This window comes from Neisseria sp. HMSC070F02 (genome assembly GCF_001814225.1).
Taxonomy (GTDB): Bacteria; Pseudomonadota; Gammaproteobacteria; order Burkholderiales; family Neisseriaceae; genus Neisseria; species Neisseria meningitidis.
In genome coordinates, this window is the sequence record NZ_KV815386.1 from 1 (window position 1) to 1378 (window position 1378).

Consider the following 1378-nt stretch of genomic DNA (forward strand, 5'->3'; position numbering starts at 1 on the left):
TAACACCTGCCGTAAATACGGCGCAAAACTGGCTGTTGTAACAGCTGCTCCCCTGGCTTTGGCCGCACATGCAAATACAACGTTGCCCGATACGGCAAAAAACGCTTTGGAAGCCGCAAAAGCGGACGGTATGGAAGCCGGTTGGATTGTAGTGGGCGTTTTCGCCGCGCTTTTTGTGTTTTCCATCGTTAAGAGAGTGATGAAGTAAGACGGCATGTACTACCAAGTCGGAAATAAATGTCTTGAGAAGCACCAGGCTGAAAACCTTTATTTCAGCTTGGTAGTACCAAGAATCAAAGAAAACGGACAGATTGTCAGGCCGGAATATAACGGCAGCCTGTGGAAGATGTCGGACGGTCAGCCGCTAAGGCTTTTATTGGCGGAATGCAGTCCGAAAGACAACCTGCAAAGCGGTCTTGAAACAGGCTGGATAGTATTCGGCGTGATGGCATCCGTTTACTTTGTTTCCCTGCTGAAAAAGGTTTTGAAATGATGGATTTTTATTTTTATCTCGGCGTTTCCGTACCCGTATTAATCGGGGCGGTTCTGTTTAAGAATTGAGCGCATGAAGTTATGGTGTCAAAATCAGGCTTTCAAAACAACCTTTGAAAGGCAGAACCATGAACAAGCCGTTTATCACTCAGGCGCAGTTGGCACTTTATAAATATCAGCCGTCAAGCAAGTATTTTGGGCAATCGATGGCGGTTATAGCGCAATCTGAATTTGTTGAATTTGCGAAGATTAATAAGTCTGAAAATGTTATTGATTGTTTCTCTTTTTTCTGGAATAGAAGAATTAAACATGATATTTGGCTAATCTCATTTTCTGATAATTCAGAAATGGTAATTAAAGAATCCCTGAAAGATGGTCATAAAATATACAAATTTGAATTTTGCGAAATTGTCGATAATTGCAATTTTGATGATGTATTCGTTTGAAGCGAATGCAAATGCAGTAAAAATATCTGAAACTGTTTCAGTTGATACCGGACAAGGTGCGAAAATTCATAAGTTTGTACCTAAAAATAGTAAAACTTATTCATCTGATTTAATAAAAACGGTAGATTTAACACACATCCCTACGGGCGCAAAAGCCCGAATCAACGCCAAAATAACCGCCAGCATTTCCCGCGCCGGCGTATTGGCGGGGGGCGGCAAACTTGCCCGCTTAGGCGCGAAATTCAGCACAAGGGCGGTTCCCTATGTCGGAACAGCCCTTTTAGCCCATGACGTATACGAAACTTTCAAAGAAGACATACAGGCACGAGGCTACCAATACGACCCCGAAACCGACAAATTTGCAAAGGTCTCAGGCTAAGTGCGCCTGTTGCCGCCTAAAAGGTAACCCGGATGCCTGATTATCGGGTATCCGGGGAGGA

General features: G+C 43.6%; 4 protein-coding genes. All 4 read left to right on the top strand.

Annotated elements, in window-relative coordinates; genetic code table 11:
- Positions 1-208, top strand: a 208-nt coding sequence (locus tag HMPREF2959_RS03295; RefSeq protein ID WP_070696388.1) for a major capsid protein, incomplete at its 5' end; no start/stop codon positions are given.
- A gap of 6 nt (positions 209-214) precedes the next feature.
- Positions 215-493: a hypothetical protein gene (locus HMPREF2959_RS03300; RefSeq protein WP_002223477.1), complete on the top strand. Its 279-nt coding sequence runs from the start codon at positions 215-217 to the stop codon at positions 491-493.
- A gap of 127 nt (positions 494-620) precedes the next feature.
- Complete coding sequence (locus HMPREF2959_RS03305) at positions 621-938, top strand: DUF1132 family protein (protein ID WP_002216597.1); 318 nt, start codon at positions 621-623, stop codon at positions 936-938.
- Complete coding sequence (locus HMPREF2959_RS03310; protein WP_002215798.1) at positions 922-1317, top strand: IgG-binding virulence factor TspB family protein; 396 nt, start codon at positions 922-924, stop codon at positions 1315-1317. The genes HMPREF2959_RS03305 and HMPREF2959_RS03310 overlap by 17 nt, the downstream gene beginning before the upstream one ends.
- Positions 1318-1378 lie beyond the last annotated feature (61 nt).

What these genes read in the sequence shown, in the direction of transcription:
- HMPREF2959_RS03300 (WP_002223477.1), top strand. Translation starts at nt 215, where the DNA reads ATGTACTACCAAGTCGGAAATAAATGTCTTGAGAAGCACCAGGCTGAA.
- HMPREF2959_RS03305 (WP_002216597.1), top strand. Translation starts at nt 621, where the DNA reads ATGAACAAGCCGTTTATCACTCAGGCGCAGTTGGCACTTTATAAATAT.
- HMPREF2959_RS03310 (WP_002215798.1), top strand. Translation starts at nt 922, where the DNA reads ATGATGTATTCGTTTGAAGCGAATGCAAATGCAGTAAAAATATCTGAA.